Annotated in this window: 20 protein-coding genes; 12 read left to right on the top strand and 8 right to left on the bottom strand. The window is 40.3% G+C overall.

Going from position 1 to position 23,560, the window contains the following annotated elements; genetic code table 11:
- Window positions 1–275: 275 nt before the first annotated feature.
- From PR699_RS04680 to PR699_RS04630, 11 genes are all read left to right on the top strand, one after another.
- Window positions 276–602 carry a helix-turn-helix transcriptional regulator gene (locus PR699_RS04680; protein WP_014656096.1) on the top strand — a complete coding sequence of 109 codons (327 nt, stop codon included), beginning with the start codon at window positions 276–278 and terminating at the stop codon, window positions 600–602.
- A complete protein-coding gene (locus PR699_RS04675; RefSeq protein ID WP_257791119.1) occupies window positions 596–730 on the top strand; it encodes a hypothetical protein in 135 nt (44 codons plus the stop codon). The genes PR699_RS04680 and PR699_RS04675 overlap by 7 nt, the downstream gene beginning before the upstream one ends.
- A gap of 8 nt (window positions 731–738) precedes the next feature.
- On the top strand, window positions 739–954 hold the full coding sequence (locus PR699_RS04670; RefSeq protein ID WP_230085182.1) for a hypothetical protein: 216 nt from the start codon (window positions 739–741) through the stop codon (window positions 952–954).
- A 213-nt stretch (window positions 955–1,167) separates the two neighbouring features.
- On the top strand, window positions 1,168–1,911 hold the full coding sequence (locus PR699_RS04665) for a GntR family transcriptional regulator (RefSeq protein ID WP_014656098.1): 744 nt from the start codon (window positions 1,168–1,170) through the stop codon (window positions 1,909–1,911).
- Between the two features lie 15 nt (window positions 1,912–1,926).
- Complete coding sequence (locus PR699_RS04660) at window positions 1,927–2,772, top strand: sulfite exporter TauE/SafE family protein (RefSeq protein ID WP_004920492.1); 846 nt, start codon at window positions 1,927–1,929, stop codon at window positions 2,770–2,772.
- Window position 2,773: 1 nt separating this feature from the next.
- Window positions 2,774–3,091, top strand: a complete 318-nt coding sequence (locus PR699_RS04655; RefSeq protein WP_004920497.1) for a DUF1634 domain-containing protein — start codon at window positions 2,774–2,776, stop codon at window positions 3,089–3,091.
- Window positions 3,092–3,306: 215 nt separating this feature from the next.
- Entirely contained in the window at window positions 3,307–4,194 is an 888-nt protein-coding gene (locus PR699_RS04650; protein WP_014656099.1) for a hypothetical protein, read from the top strand.
- Window positions 4,195–4,421: 227 nt separating this feature from the next.
- Window positions 4,422–5,594, top strand: a complete 1,173-nt coding sequence (locus PR699_RS04645; protein WP_144242669.1) for a hypothetical protein — start codon at window positions 4,422–4,424, stop codon at window positions 5,592–5,594.
- A 372-nt stretch (window positions 5,595–5,966) separates the two neighbouring features.
- Window positions 5,967–6,446 (top strand): hypothetical protein, encoded by a 480-nt coding sequence (locus PR699_RS04640; RefSeq protein WP_014656101.1) that lies wholly within the window; start codon window positions 5,967–5,969, stop codon window positions 6,444–6,446.
- Window positions 6,447–6,615: 169 nt separating this feature from the next.
- Complete coding sequence (locus PR699_RS04635; RefSeq protein ID WP_014656102.1) at window positions 6,616–7,548, top strand: hypothetical protein; 933 nt, start codon at window positions 6,616–6,618, stop codon at window positions 7,546–7,548.
- Window position 7,549: 1 nt separating this feature from the next.
- On the top strand, window positions 7,550–8,080 hold the full coding sequence (locus PR699_RS04630) for a restriction endonuclease (RefSeq protein ID WP_014656103.1): 531 nt from the start codon (window positions 7,550–7,552) through the stop codon (window positions 8,078–8,080).
- Between the two features lie 446 nt (window positions 8,081–8,526).
- Here the strand turns inward: PR699_RS04630 and PR699_RS04625 are convergent, their stop codons facing one another.
- The 3 genes from PR699_RS04625 to guaB all read right to left on the bottom strand — a co-directional run bounded on the left by PR699_RS04625 (window position 8,527) and on the right by guaB (window position 12,887).
- Window positions 8,527–9,534, bottom strand: a complete 1,008-nt coding sequence (locus PR699_RS04625) for an IS110 family transposase (protein WP_014656104.1) — start codon at window positions 9,532–9,534, stop codon at window positions 8,527–8,529.
- A 222-nt stretch (window positions 9,535–9,756) separates the two neighbouring features.
- The gene (gene guaA, locus PR699_RS04620) at window positions 9,757–11,334 is read right to left on the bottom strand and encodes a glutamine-hydrolyzing GMP synthase (protein WP_004920518.1); all 1,578 of its coding nucleotides are present in this window, start codon (window positions 11,332–11,334) and stop codon (window positions 9,757–9,759) included.
- Between the two features lie 86 nt (window positions 11,335–11,420).
- The gene (gene guaB / locus PR699_RS04615; RefSeq protein ID WP_004920523.1) at window positions 11,421–12,887 is read right to left on the bottom strand and encodes an IMP dehydrogenase; all 1,467 of its coding nucleotides are present in this window, start codon (window positions 12,885–12,887) and stop codon (window positions 11,421–11,423) included.
- Between the two features lie 171 nt (window positions 12,888–13,058).
- Here guaB and xseA point away from each other — a divergent pair, with 171 nt between their 5' ends.
- Window positions 13,059–14,438, top strand: coding sequence for an exodeoxyribonuclease VII large subunit (xseA, locus tag PR699_RS04610; RefSeq protein ID WP_004920526.1), 1,380 nt, complete (start codon window positions 13,059–13,061; stop codon window positions 14,436–14,438).
- Between the two features lie 45 nt (window positions 14,439–14,483).
- On the opposite strand, the gene PR699_RS04605 is transcribed toward xseA, so the two are convergent.
- The 5 genes from PR699_RS04605 to maeB all read right to left on the bottom strand — a co-directional run bounded on the left by PR699_RS04605 (window position 14,484) and on the right by maeB (window position 23,277).
- Window positions 14,484–16,739, bottom strand: a complete 2,256-nt coding sequence (locus PR699_RS04605; protein ID WP_014656105.1) for a TonB-dependent receptor — start codon at window positions 16,737–16,739, stop codon at window positions 14,484–14,486.
- A 130-nt stretch (window positions 16,740–16,869) separates the two neighbouring features.
- Window positions 16,870–19,050 carry a S9 family peptidase gene (locus PR699_RS04600; protein ID WP_080574237.1) on the bottom strand — a complete coding sequence of 727 codons (2,181 nt, stop codon included), beginning with the start codon at window positions 19,048–19,050 and terminating at the stop codon, window positions 16,870–16,872.
- A 20-nt stretch (window positions 19,051–19,070) separates the two neighbouring features.
- Entirely contained in the window at window positions 19,071–19,874 is an 804-nt protein-coding gene (locus tag PR699_RS04595) for an energy transducer TonB (protein ID WP_014656107.1), read from the bottom strand.
- Between the two features lie 120 nt (window positions 19,875–19,994).
- Window positions 19,995–20,882, bottom strand: coding sequence for a ChaN family lipoprotein (locus tag PR699_RS04590; RefSeq protein WP_041704990.1), 888 nt, complete (start codon window positions 20,880–20,882; stop codon window positions 19,995–19,997).
- A gap of 115 nt (window positions 20,883–20,997) precedes the next feature.
- Entirely contained in the window at window positions 20,998–23,277 is a 2,280-nt protein-coding gene (gene maeB, locus PR699_RS04585) for an NADP-dependent oxaloacetate-decarboxylating malate dehydrogenase (protein WP_014656109.1), read from the bottom strand.
- Window positions 23,278–23,560: the final 283 nt, after the last annotated feature.

Raw genomic sequence — 23,560 nt, 5'->3', positions numbered from 1 at the left:
AACTTAATTACCCCTTTGCACGGTAAAAGTTATCTAGTCCATCCGCCCCTTTTCAATTAAGGGGCTTTCAAGCGTGTTTGCCTTTACGCGGTTTATCAACAACAAATAAACTAATCTTTATAAAGTTCCATTTTAGTTACTTTAAATAAGTATTTTTATGCTAAAGTTCTTTTTTGGTTACACTACCAGCAACCTTTACTTAATAAAAATAAAGTACCATAATAGTTACATTATCGGTTATTTTTGCATTTAAAGTCACCAAATAGGGTCTTTATATGAATAATAAAATAAGTGCTATTGCACTTGCAGAGCAACTTGGAGAACGATTAAAACAGGCTCGCTTGAATCAAAACCTAACGCAATCTGAGGTCGCAGAATTTGCTGGTGTCGCACGTAAAACAGTTATCAATGCTGAGAAAGGTAAAGCGCAACTAGAAATTTTTATCGCTATCATGCAGGCTTTAAATTTAACGGAGCAACTTGATTTATTTTTACCTTCAAAACCTATTTCACCTATACAACTAGCTAAATTACAAGGAAAAAAGCGCCAAAGAGCATCTGGTCAGCGACAAGAGAATGAAGAGGAGCACATTGAATGGTAATGGAAGTTATTAATGTCAATTATCATAATCAAACCATCGGTGCACTCAGTTTTGATACAGAGAGAAAGATTGGTGCTTTTGAATACGAACCCAGTTTTCTCAAAAAAGGATTGAACTATCCCCTTTAAAAATGCCTTTGTCTTCAACAATATTTCGCTTCCCAGAATTAGACTTTAACACCTTTAAAGGCCTTCCTGGTTTAATCGCAGACTCCCTACCCGATGACTTCGGTAATGCAGTCATCGATGAAACGATTGAACATGTCTCGAAATGGCCAACGTTAGCGAAGGAATGGGATGTGCCAAAGTCATTAATCGACGAGGTAAACGCGAATTTAAGGTTGAACATTTAATAAGGCGGCAATCACTTTCCGACCATTCGATTAATACTTCTTCACGCGTAAAAACCATCTATCCATACTCCCTCTCTTAGCTAACGCTTTGTATTTTATCGCCTCTTTAATGATGCTTAGCCTTGTTCTTAATCACCTAATAAAAAATTCAATCTTCAATTATCTTACGCCTAGTAAATTGACATTACGACATCATGATGTCATGATTAGCGAATGAAAATTGAACAAGAACACACACCACTTTATGCTCAAGTCCAAGCGGCTTTAGCTGCTGACATCTCTACCGGTATTTTACCCCCCGGTAGTCAGCTCCCATCCGAAGAACAATTGGTCGAAAGGTTCAATGTCAGCCGCACGACTATCCGTAAGGCTATTGAAAACCTAGTTTCTCGTGGGCAAGTCGAAATCCGAAGAGGCAAAGGCACTTTCGTCACAGAGCCTAAAATCACACAAGAGTTGACCGAATTGACAGGCTTTGTTGAAGATATGTTGGCTCTAGGCCGTACACCAACGGCTCGTTTGCTCGGAACACAGGTCGTGCCCGCTAAAGCTGATGTCGCTAAGCAGCTTTCAGTTTCAACAGGCAGCTTGGTGATGCAAATTAAACGCGTCCGTCTAGCCGATGGTGTCGCAATGTCTTTTGATGAGACGTACCTACCACAGGAGATTGGTGAAAAGATCACTACGCATAACCTTGATGTTGAGCCAATTTTTTCTCTACTGGAAGATAAATATCACTTACCACTGACCGAAGCAGAATATCGACTTGAAGCGGTTACCGCTTCTGCTGAAGTCGCACAGGCTCTCAATATTCAGCCGGGGGGTGCTGTCTTTATGATTGAACGTACATCCTATACTCATGGGCATCGCCCTATTGATTACGAAAAACTCTATTACCGTGGCGATCTAATTCGTTTTGTGACTCGCTTGGTTCGACGTCCACGTGACCGTTCATGATAGGGAAATTAAGTCATGGGATCTTTATGGCTAGTTTTAGCTGCGTTTAGCGCAAGCGCCCTTGGCGGTGTATTAGGTATGGCAAGTGGTATCTTTATTGTACCCATCCTGATATTCATCTTTGGTATTGATATTCATATTGCGATCGGAGCAAGTCTTATTTCTGTGATTGCTTGCTCATGTGTAAGTGCTGCTCCCTTTCTTAAAAGACGCCTTGCAAATGTAAGATTGGCCATCGTTCTTGAAACGGCTACAACGATTGGAGCATTAACGGGTGTGTTTCTTATCGGAATAATTTCAACGCCAGTGTTATATGGGCTATTCGCTATTATTCTTGGGCTTTCTGCTAAACAAATGTTGACTCGAAGGCATCAAACACATCATGTCACCTCTCCACCTACAAGCTGGGCAAGTCGATTACAATTACACGCCAGCTACCCTGACCGTGTCGGAAAAGAAGTCAGTTATCAAATAGGGCATTTACCACTCGGTATGTTACTTATGTACGGTGCAGGTTTACTTTCCGCACTACTCGGTATTGGTTCTGGTGTTCTTAAAATTCCTGCGATGGATTCTGCTTTACGACTCCCTCTTAAAGTTTCTTCTGCCACATCAAACTTTATGATCGGTGTTACTGCGACTGCCAGTGCCTGCGCTTATTTTGTTCGTGGTGATATCGATATTGATATTGCGGGGCCTATCACTTTAGGCTCGGTTATTGGTGCGCTCATTGGCGCGCGCTTACTGATGTGGTTACCAGCGGAAAAATTGCGGATCTTTTTCGTTATCATTCTCGCGCTATTGGCAGTTCAAATGCTGTTAAGTGCTTTTGATATCCAACTTTTGGTTGAGTCTGTGTAGAATGAAGAAGCTCACAAGAAATATAGAAATACGGGATCAACTTATTGCGAATTTGCTCTGGTATGGTACATGGTTTGCGACAGTACTGATAGCCATCGGCGTTATTATCAATGCACTTGCTGCCTATTTCCCATTATCATTCGGCGGTTATCCCATCATAAAAATAGGTATTATTTTATTTATTTTTCTTCCTGTTGCTCGAGTCATACTCATGCTAGTGCTATTTTTACGTGAGCACGATTATCTCTACGCTACGATTGCTTGTTTTGTTCTATGTACAATAGCGGCAGGTGTATTTATTGAAATAGACCTCCCCTAGCCTGACGTGTTGTCTATTCTTCTTGGATCACAAAAGTTTATACGTCTGTTTTAGAGCCTTCTCTGTAGAAAATAAGGAACATTATTCACCAGATGGAAAAACTAGCCCAGATGGGAGTTTAGCGTACTTTAGCAATAACTAATCATAATCCTAAAGCAAATTCATTATATGTTTGATAAAAAGGAAACTCTCTATCCTGAATTTCAAAGAATAAAATGAAACGGTTCTATTTATATTTTTTGTTATTATTTTCAATATCATTACATGCCAATGAGCAATGCGATCTTATCGCTTCTATATATGGTGCTGAAGCTGGATTTAATTACCAAACAATGGTAGTCAAAGACGGAAGTAGAGCTTATTTTTATTCTGCACCGGATAAGAATTGCCGATTAGCAACATTTATTATTTCAGGTGATCAAGTAGAAGTCTTCCGTGAAATTGGTGAAATAAAGGGTGTAGAGTATTTATATATTCGTTATCGAGATATAAATAATCAATTTGTCACAGGATGGGTACAAGCACAATTTTTTCAAAGTCTGAAAAGTAAAATCACAACCTCTAAAAAGTGTGCGAATATAAAAGAACAACAAATCGGTATTAGTTTTCCTGTAAAGAATAATCACTATCAAATTATCGGTAATAAAAAAGCGAATTTTTACTCAGCACCTGATGACTCATGCATCGTTGACGACGTATTTGTTATCCCTGGAGACCAAGTTTCAGGGCAAGAAGATGCTGAAGGTACATTTATTCTTGTTAATTATTATACATCAACGGGTGAAATTGTTAGAGGATGGATAAAAAAAGAGCGGTTGTGGCAGTTAAATCATGGTGACAGTTATCGCAATGATATTAATCCATCCAGCCTTGATTTAGCCATTAGAGTTGTTTCGCTCTGGATGAATGTAGAATATTCCTGCCACTTTTATGAAGGTATAAATGATAATAATAGGTTTCGTTTATTAGTACGTGAAGATCACCAGTCGTCGCACTGTCGAGGAGGAGGTGGTGATCCAGCAACCACTCCCGTTGTTGCTTTTTTTGATATTGATAAAATAACAGGTGAAGTCGACTTTGATGGTCTAAACAATGAACTATAAGAATATAGGCGATATATTTCACATCATCCTATCAAATTGAAAGTGCTCTTGGGATCTGTGAGTTCAACTCTATTTGGAACTTATCCACAGTTACTGACTGTAATATGTTCTCTTAATGACGACATTTTATTGCGTTAAACAAACTTGATTATCGTATTGGTTATGTAATAGTTAACAGTTTCAGATATCATTCAAGCTTTAATGGTAATATTGGTAGGCTAAACCCCGTGAGAATTCGTTACACCATTCCATTCAAACGCAAAATAATCATTGACGATCATTGGGAAATTCCCATGCAAGGCGGAAGGCTTCGTATCATTGAAGAGAACGATTATGCTACAGCTATTGAGCTCACCTTCGAAAAACAACCACTGGAATACGCACCGTCTTTTCAAAAAACTAATGCTGATGAGAGCATGACAAAAATTAGCAATCACGATCAGCGTATAATGTTTGTAAAGCGTCAACTTGATGACGCATCAGCATTTCTTGAATGCTTCCATGATATTGAACTTATCACAGAGGAAATTGAGGCCAAATATGAAGGAGAAACCCCAGAGGAAGAAACCCAACTATCCATAAAAGGGTTATCTATGGGACGTCATGATCCTGCATTGACTCTTAATTTTGATATGCTAACACGAGCAGTTATGGCTGCGGAGAAATATGATGGTCCGAAATTTGAAGTAGCCTTCGTAAAAAGCGCTCGCAAAATGCTTAAAGAACAAAAATTCATAAATTCCTTCCGCTACTCATTCCTACTTATCGAATCCCTTTACGGTAACGGTCAGTTTAAAACACAAAGCCTACAAACTGCACTCAAGTCAAACAATGATTTTCGTGCTATTGTCGAACTTGCTATTAAAGATGTTATTCCGGCAAAAAACGACAACAATTCGGATACAGCAAAACTCCTTATGGCAAAGCCAGAGGTGGATAGCATTATCAATCATTTAGTCGAAAAAAGAGGTTTTTATTTTCACGGGAATATCAAACGGAGGGACGCTTGGAATCCCAATGAACAAAACGTTGCGGAATCTTTGGCACTTCTCGCGATAGGTATTGCAACAACAATTACAATAAAAGCTGCAGATCCATTATTCATTCCTGAGCTAGAGAAACGCCACTTTGAAAATGCGATACATATAGGAGCTAAACTTGTGTTTGAAGTAAAATTTAGATTCCGTGAGCCGGAAGAAGCTTTTGATAGGCACCATCAGTTCAACATCACTATGCCTGGAACCAAACTCACACCTCGCACAGCTTTCAACGCTGCTCAATATTTTCTAAATGTATTCCAGCATAACCAACCTGCATCAGTTTTATATGAAGCAGAATGCAACGTTCAAGAAACTGGGGAAAAAGTATTTACCCTCATATTTCATACGAAAGAAGATTAATTAAACAGGAAAGACTAAACCAAAAATTTGACCGAGGAAATTCTAGATAATAGAGCATCAATATCAAATAAGAACCACTATCCCAGTTATGGCATCAGTATGATGCCATAATGTATCTACCATACCCAATAAAATGCATTAATAATACAAAAAATCAATAATTGAATTATATTTATTTAATTCAATTAATAATATATCTCACTCCCACTAAGTTTTTGATGGGGAATGTTTTTTGTTTAATAACAATCACTTGAGCAAACCATCACTCTTTGTCCCATTATTTATACTATATAGGATAATTTTTAATTTTACATGTTAAGTTAAAATGTTAAAGTACTGACAATCTAACTAATTACGGTGATTGAGAACATTATGTTGACAGCTACACTTTGGGTTGCTTTAGGAGTAATTGGTGCTGCTTTGATTACTCGTGGAGTTAAAATATCAGAGTTTAGACAGGCTTGGATTGACGGATTAAGAAGCGATATAGCTGAATATACGAGTAAAGCTCATGAGTGGATCGATATATACTTGGAGTTCAATAATCAAACAATTCAAGAAAAAAAAATAGAAATCACACCAAAACTTGAACGTTTAAAATATGATGCCCTACATATTCACAATCGGATATCTCTTCGCTTTAAACCTGGCAACAAAAAAGCCAATCAGTTACTAAAACATCTTCTGGATTTACTTGATCCTTCTAAACTAGATACAGAACAAAGTAATGCATATTCACGCTGGAGAGAACTTTCAGACAAAGCTGTTCAAGAAGCTAGATTCTTACTCAAAGAAGAGTGGGAATATACAAAAAACCCATTGAAAAAGCGTTTTCTTAAAGATAAACAATGACTTTTTACTCCATACAAAATAAAGCCAGTTAGAAAATAGTATTTATCACTTTATTTTACTTCAGTGAAAAGATATTAATCAAGCTTCATAGTAACAGCACTAAACATTTTTAAGTTAAATAATGTACTTTTGAGCTCCAATAAATAATCTATAAATTTTGGTGGTATAAATGAAAAGAATTGGAATTTTAAATGAATTTTCTCATCAAAAATATGAGCTAAAAAAAAGCCTTGAATATATTTCTGAAATTGAAGGCTATAAAGTTGAGACTATTGAAGACTTTTCAGCTCAAGAAACTATTATTGATGCTATATGGGGATTAATTAATCTATGTGATGTTTTAATTGCCTATGTTAGTAATAAAGACGAAAGTCTTTACTATCAAATAGGATTAGCCCATGGAGCAAAGAAGCCTGTAGTTATTGTGACCGAACACGAATATATACTTCCTCCTGAACTCAGAGGTCAACGAATACTTAGCACATCACAACGTAGCTTAAGTGATAGTAACTTCATGTTTCAACTTAAAGAAGCAATTGAAGATTCAACCTGTAAAAAAATAGGTTATTTAGGACCAAGAAGAGAGCTAAAACAATATTATACATCTCAACATCTTGTAATCTCCCGTAGTTTCCGCGATTTATTTTCAGCAGAAGTATCTCGTAGAGGACGACTGTTTGAGCAATGGTTTGCAGAAATTGCTCGAGGTGTTGATGGTTGGGAAGTAATTGAGTCAGATTCAAATGCTCGGCATGAAAAAGGTTTTGACTTAGTCATTTGGAACTCCCAAGAAGACTCAGAACTAGCTATTTTAGGGAATCCAATAGCTGTTGAGCTGAAAGCTATTAGTTCAATGAATTCTTCATCACTATCTCAGTTCCTTCATATGAGTAAGATATCTGGCATTAAAGGTCTTATTTTAGCAACTACAGGATTGAATGATAACAGGACTAAACACTTACTAAATAAGTTCAGAGTTGAAGAAGGCATCAATGCAATCGCACTTGACCGGGATGATCTCGTAAATGTAAGAGAACCTAGCGATTTATTATTTTTAGTTAAATCAAAGGTAAGAGAACTCTTATATGGTCAGGAGTTCTAAAATGTTTGATATAAACCAATTTAAAACTTTAATTGCAAATGTTGATGCTGCCATTACAAATCAAGAAAAAGGCCAATCATTTGAGCTTGTTTCAATATATATGTTTGAGCACTTAAATGGTGTAGATGTAACGGAACATGATATAAGAATGCCTTCAGAAGAAATAGATATCGTTCTTTGGAATGCTCAAACAGAAGAAGTATTACGTCCTTGGGACTCAGTTATATTAGTAGAATGTAAAAATTGGAGTACCGCAGTTGGAGCTTCCATATTAGATAATTTTGTAAATAAGGTTAGGAGGCGATCTTTAAGCACAGGTATATTTGTAGCTGCTAATAGTGTTACAGGGGGGTTTATTAAAGGTGATGGCACTGAGCCTGGTGCAGCTGGTATTTTAACTAGTGCCTTGCAAGATGGAATCAGAGTTATCGTAATTACCATGGACGATATTCGGGCTATTAATTCACTTGATGACATCCGAGCTTTAATCAAAAAGCGATATTGTGGCCTTTATGTTCATAAAGTACTTTAAATTTAGGTTAAAAAGAATAACTATGAGTATTATTGCACAAAGCTTTGTTTCAAATATTACATCAGAGAAAACTATCAACACATTAGAGGCCAAATCTATCCTCCTCTTTAACACTTTCAAGCTATATGTCCACTTCCCCCTAAAATAAGACAGCTATAATTAGATTTTCTGGCATGAAATTCAAAGACATTTGTCGCCAAAATGGGATCAGTAATGTGACTTATTATATCTATGGACTACCTCCGTTTTGCAAGTACTGAATCAAGTTTTAGGCTGTTGCTTACATCTATCCGGCATCAGAAATATCTGTGCCCAAATGGGTGATCCGCACACAATCGCCTCAACAACTGGACGGCCACGAAGGCCAATATAATAATCAGGTTCCGATCGTGCAGGTTTAACCTGTATCCATTTTTCAATACCTTGCAACTTTTAAAGGTATGCTATTACACTGCCGGTCTGTACTCTGTTTCATTGTGAAGAATTGACCAAATAATTCTGGCATTTTTGTTGGCAACTGCAACGGTCGTTTTGTTAAATCCCTGTCGCTCTTTTAGCTGATTAACCCATTGGTTTAAGTAACCCTCATTATTATTTGCAGCCACTCTGACGACTGCCCGGGCTCCATGAATAAATAAGGGTCGTAAATGCTTATCGCCTTTTTTGGTTATGTTCATCAGCACCTGTCTGTCGCCACTGGAGTGAACTCCTAACCAGGCAGCGAAATGACGACCATTTTTGAATTCAGTTCCTTTGCCAATCGCAGCAACAACTGCAGTCGCTGTTTTAAGGCCAATACCTTTAACTTTGGCAATCCGCTGACAGGCTTCAGATTGTCGGAAAACAGTATCAATTTCTTTATCAAAAAAGTTTATACGACGACCAAGGTCGTTAAAAAGATCATAGAGTTCTGCTATCGTCCTGCGCATTCTGGTACTAAGACCATTTTCTGTGTCCTCCAGAATCAGCGGAATAGCGTGACGAACCCTTGAGACTGCCGTACCGATTGTTATTCCAGGGTCAAGCAGTAATCCTCTGATTTGACAGACTGTCGCAGTGCGGTGATTAACAATACGCTGTCTTGCCCGGTGCAGGGCTTGAATATCCTGCTGTTCCGGACTTTTTGGGGGAACGAACTGCATTGTTGGCTGCATCAGAGCAATTGCGATAGCCTGTGCATCATTACCGTCATTTTTTTGCCCGCGGGCAAAGGGTTTTACATACTGGGGACTGATCACTTTTACCTTATGTCCCAGTTTTTCGAACTCACGCTGCCAGTAAAATGCGCCCGTGGAGGCTCCCACACCAATCAGGCAAGCCGGAATATTCGCGACGGTCTGTAGCAACGTTTTACGATCAGGGCGTTTTTTATAAACCGGTTTACCCGACTGATTTAATCCACAAAGTTGAAAAACATTTTTAGCCAAATCAATACCGAGATAGATAACATTCATGATAATGCTCCTGCTGAGTATATTTTGTTCAGTTAACCTCAGAGGGAGGAGGTAGTCCATCCCATTAATTGGAAATAGAAGCTCGTAGTTCAAATAGATAATCAATATTAACTAGCGTAATTGAGCTTCAGACACAACAAGCAACAAAACAAAAAAGCCCATTTTTACATGGGCTTACGTCGTTATTTTGCTAGTCAATGCCAGCTAATTCTTATTGAGGGACTACTCCCATTCGATCGTTGCTGGTGGCTTACCGCTGATATCATACACGACCCTTGAAATCCCATCGACCTCATTGATAATGCGGTTTGAAACACGGCCTAAGAAATCATATGGTAAATGAGCCCAGTGTGCGGTCATAAAGTCAATTGTCTCAACTGCACGTAAAGAAACAACCCAATCGTATTTACGACCATCACCCATCACACCAACAGAACGCACAGGCAGGAATACCGTAAATGCTTGGCTAACCTTGTGATAAAGCTCTGCTTTGTGTAGCTCTTCAATAAAGATAGCATCGGCACGACGCAGAAGATCACAATACTCTTTTTTCACTTCACCTAAAACACGTACGCCGAGGCCTGGACCTGGGAATGGGTGACGATATAGCATGTCGTATGGCAAGCCAAGTTCAAGACCAATTTTACGAACTTCATCTTTGAACAGCTCTTTCAATGGCTCAACTAGGCCTAACTTCATATCTTCTGGTAACCCACCGACGTTATGGTGAGATTTAATGACATGCGCTTTACCCGTCGCTGACGCCGCAGATTCAATAATATCTGGATAGATAGTACCTTGTGCCAACCATTTAACTTGCGTTTGTTTTGAAGCTTCTTCATCAAACACATCGATAAATACATGACCAATCGCTTTACGTTTTGCTTCTGGGTCGTGAATACCTGCTAATGCACTCAGGAAACGATCTTCTGCTTTCACATGGATAATGTTTAGGTCAAATTTACCTGCAAACATCTCCATCACTTGATCAGCTTCGTTTAAACGCAACAAGCCGTTATCAACAAATACACACGTGAGTCGTTTACCAATCGCACGGTTTAACAACAAAGCGGTTACAGAAGAATCGACACCGCCAGACAGTGCTAAAATCACATGATCATCGCCAATCTGCTCTTTGAGGCGTGCTACAGTATCATCAATAATCGCCGCTGGCGTCCACAGAGCTTCACATTGGCAAATATCCTGCACAAAGCGCTTCAGAATATTGAGGCCTTGGTAAGTGTGTGTTACTTCTGGGTGGAATTGAACACCATAGAATTTTTTCTCTTCATTTGCCATGATTGCAAATGGGCAGTTTGGTGTACTTGCGATAGTTTTAAAATCCGCGGGGATCGCAGTCACTTTATCGCCATGGCTCATCCAGACATCCAGCACTGGCGTACCATTTTCGTTGAGTGAGTCTTGAATATCACGGAACAAATCGCATTGCTCAGTGATTTCAACTTTTGCGTAACCAAATTCACGCTCACCAGAAACCTCGACGGCACCACCAAGTTGCATTGACATGGTTTGCATACCATAGCAGATACCTAAAACGGGTATACCTGCATTAAATACATACTCAGGAGCACGTGGGCTATCATTTTCTGTGGTGCTTTCTGGACCACCAGAAAGGATGATACCGTTCGGATTGAATTCACGGATTTGCTCTTCTGAAACGTCCCACGCCCAGAGTTCACAATAAACGCCAATTTCACGAACACGGCGAGCAATCAGTTGTGAGTACTGTGAGCCGAAATCAAGGATAAGAATGCGATGCTTATGGATATTTGTTGTCATTTGAGGAGAATTCCAAAAATTCAAGTCAAAAATAAAAAATTGGTAGCTCCGTAATTAACTACGGAGCTACCCTGAATCATTATCTGTTATTGTCCCAGACGGTAGTTCGGGGACTCTTTAGTGATGGTTACATCATGTACGTGGCTTTCTTGGATACCCGCACCACTAATACGGACAAACTCGGCTTTAGTACGAAGATCATCAATAGTACCACAACCTGTCAGCCCCATACAGGAACGTAATCCACCCATTTGTTGATGGATGATATCTTTTAGACGGCCTTTATAAGCAACGCGCCCTTCAATCCCTTCTGGAACTAATTTGTCAGCCGCATTATCAGACTGGAAGTAACGGTCTGAAGAGCCTTTAGACATTGCGCCTAATGAGCCCATACCACGATAGGCTTTATAGCTACGTCCTTGGAAAAGGATAGTTTCACCCGGAGATTCTTCTGTTCCTGCAAACATGGAGCCAACCATAACACAGGCTGCCCCTGCGGCAATCGCCTTAGAAATATCGCCAGAAAAACGAATACCGCCATCGGCAATTACAGGGATACCTGTTCCTTCTAATGCCTCGACAGCATCAGCAATTGCCGTAATTTGCGGTACACCGACCCCCGTCACGATACGCGTAGTACAAATAGAACCAGGGCCGATACCCACTTTAACGGCACTCACACCCGCTTCCGCTAGTGCTTTTGCACCTTCAGCCGTTGCGACGTTACCACCGATAATCGGTAAGTCTGGGTATTTTTTGCGTGTTTCACGAATACGTTGCAATACACCTTCAGAGTGACCGTGTGAAGAGTCGATCAATAATACGTCGATTCCCGCAGCCACCAGCGCATCAACACGTTCTTCGTTGCCCGCGCCAGCACCAACTGCCGCACCAACACGCAGACGACCTTGTTCGTCTTTACAAGCATTTGGTTTACGTTCTGCTTTTTGGAAATCTTTAACTGTGATCATCCCTAACAGGTGGAAGTTATCATCGATCACTAGGGCTTTTTCAACGCGTTTTTCGTGCATTTTTTGCAGTACAACTTCACGAGCTTCGCCCTCTTTTACCGTAACGAGACGCTCTTTCGGTGTCATTACCGCAGTGACAGGCTGATCCAGATCGGTAACAAAACGAACGTCACGACCTGTAATGATCCCCACAAGCGATTTATCCGCAGCCACAACAGGATAACCAGCAAAACCATTACGTTCTGCCATTTCTTGAACTTCGCGGATCGTTGTCTCAGGGGTAACGGTAACCGGATCAGTTACAACCCCACTTTCATGTTTTTTCACGCGACGAACTTCTTCCGCTTGGCGCTCAATAGACATGTTTTTGTGGATAAAACCAAGGCCACCCTCTTGAGCCAGTGCAATCGCAAGATCAGATTCAGTCACTGTATCCATCGCTGCAGAAAGCATAGGAATATTCAGGCGGATAGTTGCAGTCAGTTGGGTTGATAGATCGGCCGTGTTTGGTAATACGGTTGAGTGTGCAGGAACGAGCAATACGTCGTCGAAAGTTAGAGCTTCTTTTTTTATGCGTAACATAGGCAATATCTCACCAGGCAGCGTTATGGAAAGGTATAAAATATTGCCGCGGCATTATACACACCGAAACCGATTGCCTCCAGTCCTTTTTTGAAAAAAAACTTGATAACTCCTCTGACTAGGTTAGTATCAACCAATTAAGTCATTGTTTTAGAATTTGATCTAGCTCACATGTCGACTCAACAAAATAGTGGAATTTATTCTGTCAGCAAACTCAATCAAGCTGTCCGTGAACTTCTAGACCGCCAAATGGGTAAAATATGGCTGACAGCCGAAATATCAAACTTTTCGCAACCTAGCTCTGGTCATTGGTATCTCACATTAAAAGATGACAAAGCTCAGGTTCGTGCGGCTATGTTTCGCGGACAAAATGCACGCGTCACATTTCGTCCACAAAATGGTCAACAAGTTTTAGTACGGGCAAGTGTCACACTTTATGAGCCTCGTGGTGACTATCAAATTATCATTGAAAGCATGCAACCGGCTGGCGAAGGTCTGCTACAGCAGCGTTTTGAGTTACTCAAACAAATGTTAGGCGCAGAAGGCTTATTTGATGTAACACATAAGCAGCCTTTACCCTCCCCTGCAAAACGCATTGGTGTTATTACCTCAGCAACAGGCGCTGCATTACACGACATTCTGCATATTTTACGTCGCCGTGACCCATCACTCCCAGTTGTGATCTACCCAACAGCCGTTCAAGGAGATCAAGCTCCTGCACAAATTGCCCGAGCGATTGAGTTAGCCAATAAACGAGGGGAGTGTGATGTACTGATTGTGGGGCGTGGTGGTGGCTCATTAGAAGATTTGTGGGCGTTTAATGAAGAAATTGTCGCTAGAGCTATTTTTGCTAGCCGATTACCTATTGTTAGTGCGGTAGGTCATGAAACGGATATCACGATCGCCGATTTTGTGGCCGATGTTCGCGCTCCGACGCCTTCGGCTGCCGCTGAATTGGTTAGCCGTAACCAAGTGGAATTAATTCGCCAATTACATTCTGCTCAACAGCGTCTTGAAATGGCGATGGATTATTACCTTGCAGGGCAGCAGCAACGTTTTAGTCGTTTACAGCATCGCTTACAGCAACAACATCCACAACTCCGTTTAGCAAGGCAACAACATCAATTGAGCCTGCTTAATCAGAAACTGACCCAAACTATCACAAGGCGGTTGCAAACCGCTCAGCTACGTCATGACCAATTGCAACGTCGGCTGTCACAACAAGACTTGCGGCCTCAATTACAACGGCAACATCGGTCGCTACAACAGACACAATACCATTTACAGAATATGATGACCGAGTTACTGAATAGCTATAAGCAGCGTTTTGCGGTCGCTTGTTCAAAAATGGAAACGGTCAGCCCACTGGCTACATTGGCTCGTGGCTTTAGTATTAGTGAAACCTCTGACGGTGCAGTATTGAAAAAAACCTCTCAGGTGAAATTAGGCCAAAAGCTTAAAACACGCCTAAATGATGGGTGGGTAGAAAGTGAAGTCACTGATATCACTAAAATGAAAATGAAACGTGCACCTCGTTCTGTTTTAAAATAGGCGTAAAGGGTATCAACACGTTGATACCCTGATATTGATTACGAGTTAGAAGCGAACGACACCACCTAGCATATATGAACGCCCTCTTGCCGTTGCGTTATTATTACCACGCACTTCCATAATGGCCGTCGAATTTGAACGGTTCAAGGCGTCAGAATAAACCTCATTGGTCACATTATTCACTGTAAACATCAATGTGACATTTTTATTGATTTCATAATCAGCATACAAGTCAATAACTGTCGGTTGCTTTTCATATTTATCTTTCAATGCATCACCATTATTATCAACTAATGATTCAACGCCAATACGCTTTGCTGGCCCTGTAACAGTAATGACTGAGCCTAATGTCAACTTTTCATCTAATAACCGAACACCTGTATCTAGCGTCAAATAATAGTCTGGTAACTCAGTAAAATCCCCCGCGCTAAAATCAGCAACGCTGGCTATCGAATTAGGCTGGTCACCCGTCTCTTTGGTATAAGATAATGTTGAATAAAAAACGCCTGCATCATAATTAGCTTGTAATTCATAACCCCGTAAGTTGACCTCGCGTGGATCGTTCATATAGATATAACTTTTCTGCATAAAATCCGGGAACTCTTTATCCCAGACACTTTCATTCATCAAACACCATGTAAATTCAGCGTATGATCTTGGTCGACACAACAAATAAGGCTTACTGGTAATATAATCCTTAATTCTAGTATGGAACCAAAGCGCTTTCATCGTGAATTGGTCATCTTGCACGATGAGATCAGGTCTCATGCTGTTGAAACCAATTTGCCATGTTTGCGCTTTTTCTCCTTTTAAGAATGGGTTCATTGAGTTACCGCCATTCTGAGAGAAAAATACCTCTTGGGAATTTGGTGCTCGCATTGAGTGTGCGTAACTTACAAAAGGTTGAAATTCAGGAATGATTTCTGCCGAAAGCAATACCCCCGGGTTGAAGCCTCCCTCTTTTAAGTTTATTGATGCGTCGCCTTGAGGAAAACATTTAACGTCATCATCGCAAGCGGGTTTAAACCCTTTTAGCTTGTAATGTGCATAATTCAGATTAAAAGTGGCTGAGTAAATATCATATTTAGCATTGAATTGCGTATACAAACTCATTAAGTCTAATGTGCCACTGGGTGAGAACTGGTTATAAATGATTGTATTTTGGTCAGATACCGAACTTACTTTACGTTCATATTTATTTTTTAACAGCTTAGAACCTATTTTCCATTCATAGTCCGTCTCCCCATAAGAAAAACGACTCGTATTGGCAAGATTGATCCCATCTGCATTATTTTTGGATTCACCTTGACGTAATGCCCAACCCAATGAATCCCCTTCAAATGTCTGCTTACTCTCTCCATGACTAATAATAAGCTCAGTATCAATTAACTCATTAAGTGGCGTATATTTATATTTAAGATAATAATCCTCGCTATTTATTTTACGGCGAGTTAATTTATTTTGATAAAAACGCCCACTAAATTCTAATTCATGGCTATCATCAGGTTTATATTTCAATTTGGTGAGTTGCGATTGGGGTTTTTGTTTAAAAGTATGATCAGTGGCAAAATCATCACTATCATAACCTGCTCCATTTTTATAATTCGCGGGGATATTATGACCACTGACTGCAATTAAGCCACCTAAGTATCCATCATTGGTATTAACTGGTGTTTTCCCTGCAACGGCAACCATGCCATTATAGCCTAATCCATTATCCCCCCAACGGGCTTTGCTTCTTAAGCCATATAAGTTGCCATCAAAAATCACATCGTCAATACCGATAGTTCTAAAATTAGCGCTACCTACAAGTGCATTGACACTCTCTCCACCATTTAACTGCCCTTTTTCAACTTCAACTTTAACAATAAAATTGGGATCAATTAATGCCCCAAAATCATTGTTTGGTTGTTGACCATGGGTGTAGTTACTCGGTGAAATGCCATAATATGTTTGGCTAATACCATCCACCATCATATTAACACGACCAAATCCACTCAAACCGCGGATATTGACATTGACTGTACCTTGGCTCGCGTCCATTTGGGTGTAGGTTCCCGGCATAGTACGAATAATTTTATCTAATCCTTCCAGTTTATTTTGCGTACCTACTGCACTAAATGCCCCAGGCTTTTCCAAGGCTTTAACTAATGGCGTTTGTTTCTCAGTACCTGAAATTTTTAATTTACTAAATTGTACGATACCTTTATTTTGTTGTTGCTGTGTATCTTCTGCAAAAGCAATACTATGAAGCCCAGCACATAATAAGCTGGCTCCTACTATTTTTAATTTATTATTCATTAAACCATTCCTGTAAACGCGATAATTAAACATGCGCTCACATGCATCCAAATAAAATTTAATGCTTTAATTTTGCCATGCAACTGTTCGGCTATCGTTAAGAAACAATAGCCGAACCATTTTACAATAATTAGTTATTAGTATATTCGTTTTTCAATTGTGGAAAATAATGTTTTTTATCTTCCAGCATTAAAATAAAGCTGTAATCTAGGGCAATATCATCCAATGCATTATAGCGGCCTGATTTACCACCATGCCCTGCATTCATATTTGTCTCTAACAATAATAATGAATCTCCTTGTTTATATTCACGCAATTTTGCCACCCATTTTGCCGGCTCCCAATATTGCACTTGAGAATCATGTAAGCCCGTTGTCACTAATATATGAGGGTATTTTTGTTTTTTGACATTATCATAAGGGCTATAAGCCTTAATACGCCAATATGCCTCTTCATTTTCAGGATTACCCCATTCGTCATATTCACCGGTGGTCAATGGAATTGATGGATCTAACATTGTCGTCACCACATCAACGAATGGAACAGAAGCGACAACCCCTTCATACAGTTCAGGCGCCATATTCACCACGGCTCCCATTAACAGTCCACCTGCACTTCCTCCCATGGCATAGACATGGCCTTGTTTTCCATACCCCTGATTTATCAGTGCGTTTGTCACGTCAATAAAGTCAGTGAATGAGTTCATTTTATTCACTGTTTTCCCTTGTAGATACCACCGTTTACCCAGTTCACCACCACCGCGAATATGGGCAATCGCATACACAAAGCCTCTATCTAGCAGTGACAGACGTGAAGAGCTGAATGAGGGATCAATGCTGTAACCATACGCACCGTAGCCATAGACTAATAATGGATTTTGCCCCTCTTTAAATAAATCTTTTCGGTAAACTAATGAAACAGGAACTTTCACACCATCTTGTGCCGTCACCCACAAACGTTCACTTTGATATTTGGATTTATCAAAATCTTTCACTTCTTGCTGTTTTAATAACTGCCTTTCTTGTGTCTGCATATTAATTTCATACACAGAAGAAGGTGTCGTCATTGATGAATAGCCATAGCGCAACTTATCGGTATCAGACTCTGGGTTGTTATCAATCCATGCCATATAAGCGGGATCATCAAAACGGACATAATTTTCAGCTTTGGTTTGCCAATTAATTTGACGGAGATTAACCAAACCGTTTTGCCGCTCTTCCAGTACTAACCATTGGTTAAATAGCTCAAAATCTTCCAAATCCACATCATCACGTGGAGCGACTAAAGTCTCCCAATCGCTTTTGCCATCATGACTTGTGATATACAGACCAAACAATGGGTGTTGATGGTTCGAACGAATATAAAATTGACCGCGAAAATGATCAGGATAATATTCAACGCCCGTTTTACGAGGTTGGAAAACGTTAGCCTCATTATGTGGCTTGTTTGCATCAATTAAGCGATATTCCGACGTCTCAGTACTTGTGATTCCAATAAAAATATAATCTTTGGAAGTTGATTTAGAGATGCTGACATAAAAAGTATCATCTTTTTCTTCATACATCATGACATCTTGATGCTGTTGTTCACCGATTTGGTGGCGGAACACTTGATATGGCAACAAGGTTTGTAGGTCTTTATTTACATAAAATAAAGTGTTGCTATCATTGGCCCAAACAATATTGCCCGATGTATTCGTTAACTCATCATTTTTCCACGCTTGGCTGTCTAATGAACGGAAAGAGACCGCATAGTTATTACGACCCTCTCTATCTTCCGCAATCGCCACGATTTTATTGTCTGGTGAAACGGTGAGCGCACCTAAACGGTAGTACTCGCTCCCCTCCGCTCGTTGATTACCATCAACCAGTGTTTGCCACTCTCCTTCGCTATTCACAGGTCTGCGTTCATAAATAGGATAGTTTTTACCTGCTTCAAATCGGCTACGATAGGTATAGCCATTAAAGTCATAAGGTACAGACTCATCATCTTGTTTCATGCGTGAAAGTAATTCATCATAAATCTGTTTTTTTAATGGCTGGCCCAACGCCAGTTGCTGTTGACTATAGGCATTTTCTTTTTCTAAATAATCAATAACTTCTTGTGATTTTCTATGGTCGTCTCTCATCCAATAATAGTTATCGACACGCACATCACCGTGTGTCGTCATTGTATATGGCTGCTTTTTCGCTTTTGGTGCTGACATCTGTTCCTCCGCAAGGGCATGGCCTGCATGTAGTCCAATAAATGCTATTAGACAGAATTTAGCGATTCGAGTGGATACTGACAATAAATCTGTTCTTATAATCATTCTGTTACCCTGATTAACCGTTAGTTTTCAAGTGTGAAGTCTATTGGCATTCTTACCGTAACTTTGCCATTCCTAAGCATTTCGGCTGGAGGGATGGGAAGTGGTTGTGCTCGAGAAAGGACTTTTTCGGCTTCCCTATCAAGAGAGCGAGTTCCTGACCCTTTAATCAGTGAGCTTTTAATAACATAGCCCTGCGCATCAACGTCAAATTCAACCACAGGAATTCCTGTGCGGTTACGTCGCCGAGCATCATCAGGGTAGCGTTTAAATTTATTCAATTGGCCGAGAACGAGAGCCTGCCACGCTTTTTCTGCATCCAGTTGCGATTGTGATTGACTATTGAAATCAGCCGCAATCTTATTGCTCTGTTTCAATGCAGCAGCATCACTAGTCACAGGCGCTGAATTTGATTTTGAGTTATCACTTTCAAGCTTTTTAATAGGCTTTTTAGGCGGTTCTTTCTTCTCTTTTTTAGGCGTCGGTTGCGGCTTTTTCTTTTCGGTTTTGGTTACTAACAGTTCAGCATTTTCATTTACGGGTGCGGTAGGTAGCTCAGACTGCTCAGGTTCAGCTTCTTGGGCTTTACTTGCTACAGAGACCTCCTGCACTTGGCCGATATTCACTTCTGTGACCTGTTTAGCTTCCGCTTCCATGGAAACTTCCACCACAACGGATGGTGGTGGCACGGGATTATCCCACTGTTGATCGTCAAAGCTGCGTAAAAAAAGTCCAATAACTAAAAAATGTAATGCAATTGCAACAATAACCGCACTACCCATTTTCATACTTTGGTTCTGGTAGTGCTCAAATGTAATCGTACTCATTTTAATCTTATTTGCTGTGCCAAAAACTCAAATGATAATCAATTACATATGCAAATGAAAACTATTTTTATTCAAATTTGTTTCATTATCACAATTACATTACAAATAATTATAAAATGATTATTTTTCAACCGCTTGATTTACACTAGGCGTATACCAAACATAATCCGCATGAAGATTATCGATAGCATTCCCTTTTTCTGAAATGATCAGCACAGTAAATTCAGCATCAGGAGCCAGATCTTGCACATGTAACGGTACACCAATAGCTCGTGTCGCATGATATCCCCCCACAAACAACAAGGCTGGGGTTGGTGCTTGTAACAGTGATTTAGCCATACGACGATCACGCATTTGTTGAATAACCGTCATCTTTTCAACCTGCTCCGGTGTTAATTTGCCGTCATGAGAGGTTTCAATCGTCTTACTGATCAACTCCTGCACGACAGGTTGAGTCGAATATACGCCATTTAATACTGGCGGATTTTTGTATGCTTCCTTGACCTCTTCCTTATTCAAATTTGCTGAAAGTAGTGGGTACGGGGCTTTTAATAGTTGTTTAGTCAACTCGCCATACTGCTCCCACGGCCATCCACTGTTCCATTTAATTGACGACTGCAATTTTTCATCGCGAATATACGGATCTCCCTGCATTTGTGCTTTCACTGAGTTAATACTTTTTTGCTGATCTGGTTGGAGCATTTCAAGTAACACTGAGCCTTGTGGACGCGTTTTGTGCATCTCTTGAGCCAGCCACTGCTCTATTTGGTGATGATACATATTGTCGTGTTTTTCACCGACAATAACGCGAGATGATTGAGATAACTGCTCAATAAGCTGTTGAGGTGTAATGGATTGACCTGATTGTAAGTCAATGATTTGCCCTTGTCCGGTAAGCTGACTATCTAGCTCTACCGGCTTTTGTTCTATTTGCTGTGCACAACCCGCAACCAACAATAGCGCCATTGCGATAAGGGAGGACTTTGCCTTCAATGTTACTGATATCATTATCTTTTCCATCTATTGAGTACAGGATTACCCAAAATACAGATAATGAGAATGATTTTCAATTAAAAAGGCCTCTAAATATTAAAATTTAGAGGCCTTTAGATATTAAGTTAAATTATAGTGGATGTGTTTGTGCTTCAACAGCAGCCAATGCCACCATATTAACAATACGACGTACAGAAGCTATCGCGGTGAGAATGTGTACAGGTTTTGAAACCCCCATTAACACCGGACCTACCGTCACACCATCAGAGCTTGTTACACGTAATAAGTTATAGCTAATACGTGCCGCTTCCATATTTGGCATGATCAACAAGTTTGCTGACCCTTTTAGTGGGCTATCAGGCATGACATCTTTACGGATAGATTCAATCAATGCAGCATCGGCATGCATTTCGCCATCGATTTCAAGATGCGGTGCTTGAGCCTTGACCAGCGCTAATGTATCACGCATTTTTTGTGCGGATGCACAATCAGAAGAGCCGAAACTGGAACGGGATAACAGTGCCACTTTCGGTTCAATACCAAAACGGCGCACCGTATCGGCTGCCATTAAGGTAATTTCCGCTAGCTCTTCTGGTGTTGGATCTTCGTTCACATAGGTATCGGCAACAAACGTGTTACCCGTTGGTAATAATAGTGCGTTCATCGCCCCTGCTGCATGAGCGCCTTCACGGAAACCGAACAGATTTTTTACTACGCTATAGTGTTCGCTGTAACTACCAACGGTTCCACAGATCATACCATCCGCTTCACCACGAAGTACCATGATACCGCCGATTAAAGTGGGGTTACCTATCACCGCACGACGTGCCATCTCTTGTGAAACACCACGGCGTTTCATGATTTGGTAATATTCTTGCCAGTACTCTTTGAAACGTGGGTCGTTTTCATTGTTAACCACTTCAAAATCTTTCCCTAGCTCAATATGCAGGCCAAGTTTTTGAATACGTTTCTCAATCACACTTGGGCGTCCAACTAGAATTGGGAATGCTAAGCCAAGGGAAACCAACTCTTGTGTCGCATGTAATACGCGCTCTTCTTCCCCTTCTGCCAAAACAATACGTTTTTTCTCTTTTTTGGCTTGTGAAAAGATAGGCTTCATAAACAAGTTTGTTTTATAGACAAACTGGTTCAGTTTTTCGATATAAGCATCAAAGTCTGCAATTGGACGTGTAGCAACCCCTGAATCCATCGCCGCTTTTGCCACTGCTGGCGCAATTTTAACTATCAAACGTGGATCAAAAGGCTTCGGAATAATGTATTCAGGGCCGAAGAATAAGTCTTGGTTGCCATAAGCAGAAGCAACTTCCTCACTCTGCTCTGCCAACGCTAAATCAGCAATTGCATAAACACAAGCGAGTTTCATCTCTTCGTTGATGGTCGTTGCGCCAACATCCAACGCGCCACGGAAGATGAACGGGAAACATAATACGTTGTTCACTTGGTTAGGATAATCAGAGCGGCCTGTACAAATAATGGCATCTGGACGTACTTCTTTTGCTAATGGCGGTAAAATTTCAGGTTCAGGGTTAGCAAGTGCTAAAATAAGCGGGTCTTTCGCCATGGTTTTCACCATGTCTTGGGTCAGCACACCAGGACCAGAACAACCTAAGAAAATATCTGCATTTGGGATCACATCCGCAAGGGTTCTTGCGCCATTATCTTCAATGGCATAGGCGGCTTTTGTGACATCCATTTTTTCATCACGGCCTTTATAAATCACCCCTTTGGAGTCGCAGACTGTGATATTTTCGTGTTTTAAGCCTAGTGCAACAAGCAGGTTCATACATGCAATTGACGCTGCACCTGCACCTGAAACGACTAGGCGAACATCACCGATATCTTTTTTAACAATACGAAGGCCGTTGATCACCGCCGCCGTACAAATAATTGCGGTTCCGTGCTGATCATCATGGAACACAGGGATATTCATTCTTTCGCGCAGCTTCTGCTCAATATAAAAACATTCAGGCGCTTTAATATCTTCTAGGTTGATACCCCCAAAAGTTGGCTCAAGAGAAGCAATAATATCAACAAGTTTATCGGGATCGGTTTCATCAACTTCGATGTCGAACACATCAATGCCAGAAAACTTCTTAAATAGCACCCCTTTCCCTTCCATAACGGGTTTACCCGCCAAGGCCCCAATATTACCTAATCCCAAAACCGCTGTACCGTTTGAGATCACACCGACAAGGTTCCCTTTCGCGGTATAACGATACGCTGATAGTGGCTCTGAGGCGATTTCAAGACATGGAACCGCAACCCCTGGTGAGTATGCAAGAGCTAAATCGCGTTGAGTCGTTAATGGTTTAGTCGGTGTTACAGTTATTTTTCCTGGATGAGGAAACTCATGAAAATCAAGAGCACTTTGTTTTAATTTATCATCCATCATCAAGTCCTTTCAAAGTAGGTAGGGTAAAAGCAGTAAACAGTATAAACAGTTCAGACAAGCAAATCATGATCTTGATGACAATTTCCAGAAAATTCTTTCGGTTACATCAGTTAGTAATACGAGTTAGCCTAAAATATCACCTCAAACTCTCACTCAATCAATATACTTGAAGGCCAATTATATATTATAGATATAATTACTTTTGATAATTTTAATCATATAAAAATCGAGTTATTATTTTTTTGGTTTTCTATTTCGGGGTTCTGAATATTAATTATAT

It is taken from the genome of Providencia sp. PROV268 (assembly GCF_028477805.1).
GTDB classification, from domain to species: Bacteria; Pseudomonadota; Gammaproteobacteria; order Enterobacterales; family Enterobacteriaceae; genus Providencia; species Providencia stuartii.
This window is presented reverse-complemented; position numbering and strand designations above follow the sequence as displayed.